Source organism: Candidatus Sodalis sp. SoCistrobi, assembly GCF_900143145.1.
GTDB lineage: Bacteria > Pseudomonadota > Gammaproteobacteria > Enterobacterales > Enterobacteriaceae > SoCistrobi.
Map to the genome: position 1 here is coordinate 1 of NZ_FRDB01000293.1, position 2,824 is coordinate 2,824.

Below are 2,824 nucleotides of genomic sequence, written 5' to 3' on the forward strand. Positions count from 1 at the left end.
CGGCGACTCCTACGATAATGCGATGGCAGAGAGTATCAACGGGTTGTACAAAACGGAGGTTATCCACCGCGGGAGCTGGAAAAACCGGACGGAAGTGGAGTTGGCCACGCTGGACTGGGTGGACTGGTACAACAACAGAAGGCTGCTCGGGCGGCTGGGTTACATCCCTCCTACTGAAGCCGAAATGAACTATTACGCTTTGCAATTAGCATCAGAGGAAGCGGCGTAGTATTGCCAAAATTACTCTCTAATAAACTCGGGGTTATTCAGTATCGGCTATCGTGGGTCCGTTAATGGGCGCCTTTATCGTGCGGCATTTTCACTGGTCAGGGGTATTTTGGGTGAATGTGCCGCTGGGCATTCTCTCGGTGGGGTTGCTGGCGCGTTATCTCCCTGCTGCGCCCCAGCGGCAGGGTGCGGCGTCCCTGGACGTCGCCGGCATCGCCTATATGACCCTTGCGGTCGGCGGTCTGCTTATCGCCTTACTGCAGGGTGAACAACTGGGCCACTGGCGGGCGGCGCTGCTGGCGCTGTCCGTTGTCAGCGCGGTACTGTTGGTGCGCGAACAGCGGCGTAGTCCCGCGCCGTTGTTCCCGTTGGCGCTATGGCAGAGCAAAATCATTATTGCCGGCAATGTCGGCGGGCTGATTATCGGCGCGGCGATGATGGGTATCGCCGCGTTTTTACCCACCTATATTCAGGCGGTACTCGGCGGCAGCACCCTGGAAGCAGGCTGGACGCTGGCGGTAATGTCCTTGGGCTGGCCGCTGGCGAGCACGCTGTGCGGCAGGTTGATGAACCCACCTCCTATCGTTTGATGGCCCTGTGCGGCGCGGTTCTTCTGGTGGCCGGCAGTCTTTTGCTGTTGCGATTGGACGCCCAAAGCAGTATCAACGACGCCAGGCTGGCGTCGTTTGTCATCGGCCTGGGCATGGGGATGTGCAATACCACCTTTCTGGTATCGGTACAAAACGAGGCGCCGTTTGCGATCCGCGGTATTGCCACCGCCTCAACGGTCTTCACCCGCATGGTCGGATCGGCGCTGGGTACCGCAATATTGGGCGCCACGCTCAATACCAATTTGCAGCGGCGGTTACCGGGAGTTGACGATCCGGTGCAGCATCTTATCGCCCATCACGGCCAGTACGGCCAGGATCTGGCGCACATGGCGCAGCAGGTGGCGGTGTCGATGCACGGGGTTTATTGGGTTTCAATGCTCATAGCGCGCTGGGCGCTGGGCGCCGCCGGCTTGGTGCCGCACGGTTTGCGCCCGCGGCAGGAAGACTAGCGCGCGCAAAAGCGGGGTAGTCCAGGAAGGGGGAGGCACGTCCAGCGCCTCCCTATGCCGCATTAGGGACTGGGCGCGTCGTCCCCGTGGCGGGTGTAGACGATTTTCTGGGTATCGTTTTCGCAATGGCCCACCACCTGACCGCTGGCGCCGTCCGCTTGATCGCTCGGTACGATTTCAAGCGTAAAACCGGATTCGGGTACGCCATTGGCAACAATCTTACGCGCTATGTCCGCTTTCACGTCTTCGCACGCGGCCTGCGCGCCGAGCGGCACAAGCAGAGCCAGCGCAAGGGTAAACAACATTGACTTCTTCATCCTGTCATCCTTATATGATAATGAAGTGGCGCTATAAGCGTAGCAGCGTAAAGCCTTTTAGGAAATTATCCTGCCGCTTAAGGCGCCAGCAGAGCACGTCCCGTACGGCGATCCAGACAGCGTGAGGTGTTGGCTTCCCAATAGGCGTTGACATTCTGGCTGCTGTTGCATTTTTCCTGCAGATCCACGGACTTATCGTAGCGATCGAAATCTTTCTCTACGCGCGTATTGACTTTGTTACGCAGCCCGTGGGTAGCATTCCATTGTTCCTGGCTCTGCCGCGCCGCCTCGCGCGATCGCGCGGTATCGCCGGAGTCGATAACGATATGTTGGGTAGTGTCGCTTGCGGCGATCCCTGCGCCGGCATACGCCAGCAGGCCCAGTGCCAGCAGTCCGCCGAGCAAACGTCGGGTCGGGATTGTGTTCATGCCATGTTCCTTCTAAGCTGTGCGCGGCATAACGCGCTAATAATGTATGCGATCATAATAATATTATCTCAAACCCCTCACGAACCCTCAACATGGCGCGCAAAGCGGCACAGGTCTGGCGGGCTTTGCCTGTGCTTGCCCGGCGCGTCAGTTTCACGAGGCCGCTGCGGCGCCGGTTGGTATACCATTAAAACCGCGCAAGATCGGGTGTGCCGCTGCCGCCGCGGCGCAGGTTGGCATGCCATTAAAACCGCGCAAGGTCGGGTGTGCCGCTGCCGCCGCAGCGACCCCGGCGGAGCGCCATTAGCCGGTTCACTCCTCGCGGTGCACGCTGAGCCCGGCGAAAGACTGGCTTACCGGCATCATTTCCAGCACATTGATATTGACATGGGCGGGCAGGGTGGCGACCCAGAACACGGCCCCGGCGATATCGTCCGGCATCAGCGGATCGGCATTTTTGTAGGTGTTTTCCACCTTGTCCTCATCGCCTTTGAACCGCACCGATGAATAACCCCGAGTTTATTAGAGAGTAATTTTGGCAATACTACGCCGCTTCCTCTGATGCTAATTGCAAAGCGTAATAGTTCATTTCGGCTTCAGTAGGAGGGATGTAACCCAGCCGCCCGAGCAGCCTTCTGTTGTTGTACCAGTCCACCCAGTCCACCCAGTCCACCCAGTCCAGCGTGGCCAACTCCACTTCCGTCCGGTTTTTCCAGCTCCCGCGGTGGATAACCTCCGTTTTGTACAACCCGTTGATACTCTCTGCCATCGCATTATCGTAGGAGTCGCCG

The 2,824-nt window shown here is 58.7% G+C and carries 6 protein-coding genes and 1 pseudogene; 3 read left to right on the top strand and 4 right to left on the bottom strand.

Annotation, left to right across the window (positions count from 1 at the left end; genetic code table 11):
- The 3 genes from CINSTRO3249_RS14620 to CINSTRO3249_RS17335 all read left to right on the top strand — a co-directional run.
- On the top strand, positions 1–229 hold a 229-nt coding region (locus CINSTRO3249_RS14620), incomplete at its 5' end, for an integrase core domain-containing protein (protein WP_143146879.1).
- A gap of 64 nt (positions 230–293) precedes the next feature.
- Positions 294–818, top strand: a complete 525-nt coding sequence (locus tag CINSTRO3249_RS17330; protein ID WP_084790260.1) for an efflux MFS transporter permease — start codon at positions 294–296, stop codon at positions 816–818.
- Positions 782–1,288 (top strand): hypothetical protein, encoded by a 507-nt coding sequence (locus CINSTRO3249_RS17335; RefSeq protein WP_174249804.1) that lies wholly within the window; start codon positions 782–784, stop codon positions 1,286–1,288. Before CINSTRO3249_RS17330 ends, CINSTRO3249_RS17335 begins: the two co-directional genes overlap by 37 nt.
- Positions 1,289–1,350: 62 nt before the next feature.
- Here CINSTRO3249_RS17335 and CINSTRO3249_RS14635 read toward each other — a convergent pair whose 3' ends face one another.
- The 4 genes and pseudogenes from CINSTRO3249_RS14635 to CINSTRO3249_RS14650 form a co-directional block, all read right to left on the bottom strand.
- The gene (locus CINSTRO3249_RS14635; RefSeq protein WP_074013790.1) at positions 1,351–1,605 is read right to left on the bottom strand and encodes a DUF1161 domain-containing protein; all 255 of its coding nucleotides are present in this window, start codon (positions 1,603–1,605) and stop codon (positions 1,351–1,353) included.
- Between the two features lie 77 nt (positions 1,606–1,682).
- On the bottom strand, positions 1,683–2,033 hold the full coding sequence (locus CINSTRO3249_RS14640; protein WP_074013791.1) for a DUF1283 family protein: 351 nt from the start codon (positions 2,031–2,033) through the stop codon (positions 1,683–1,685).
- 312 nt (positions 2,034–2,345) lie between these two features.
- Positions 2,346–2,543: pseudogene (locus tag CINSTRO3249_RS14645) on the bottom strand (NADP-dependent 3-hydroxy acid dehydrogenase); the annotation flags it as partial.
- A gap of 34 nt (positions 2,544–2,577) precedes the next feature.
- Positions 2,578–2,824, bottom strand: a 247-nt coding sequence (locus tag CINSTRO3249_RS14650; protein ID WP_143146887.1) for an integrase core domain-containing protein, incomplete at its 5' end; no start/stop codon positions are given.

Excerpts from the sequence above, each read along its gene's own strand:
- CINSTRO3249_RS14635 (WP_074013790.1), bottom strand. The coding sequence starts at position 1,605 with ATGAAGAAGTCAATGTTGTTTACCCTTGCGCTGGCTCTGCTTGTGCCG.
- CINSTRO3249_RS17330 (WP_084790260.1), top strand. The coding sequence starts at position 294 with ATGGGCGCCTTTATCGTGCGGCATTTTCACTGGTCAGGGGTATTTTGG.
- CINSTRO3249_RS14640 (WP_074013791.1), bottom strand. The coding sequence starts at position 2,033 with ATGAACACAATCCCGACCCGACGTTTGCTCGGCGGACTGCTGGCACTG.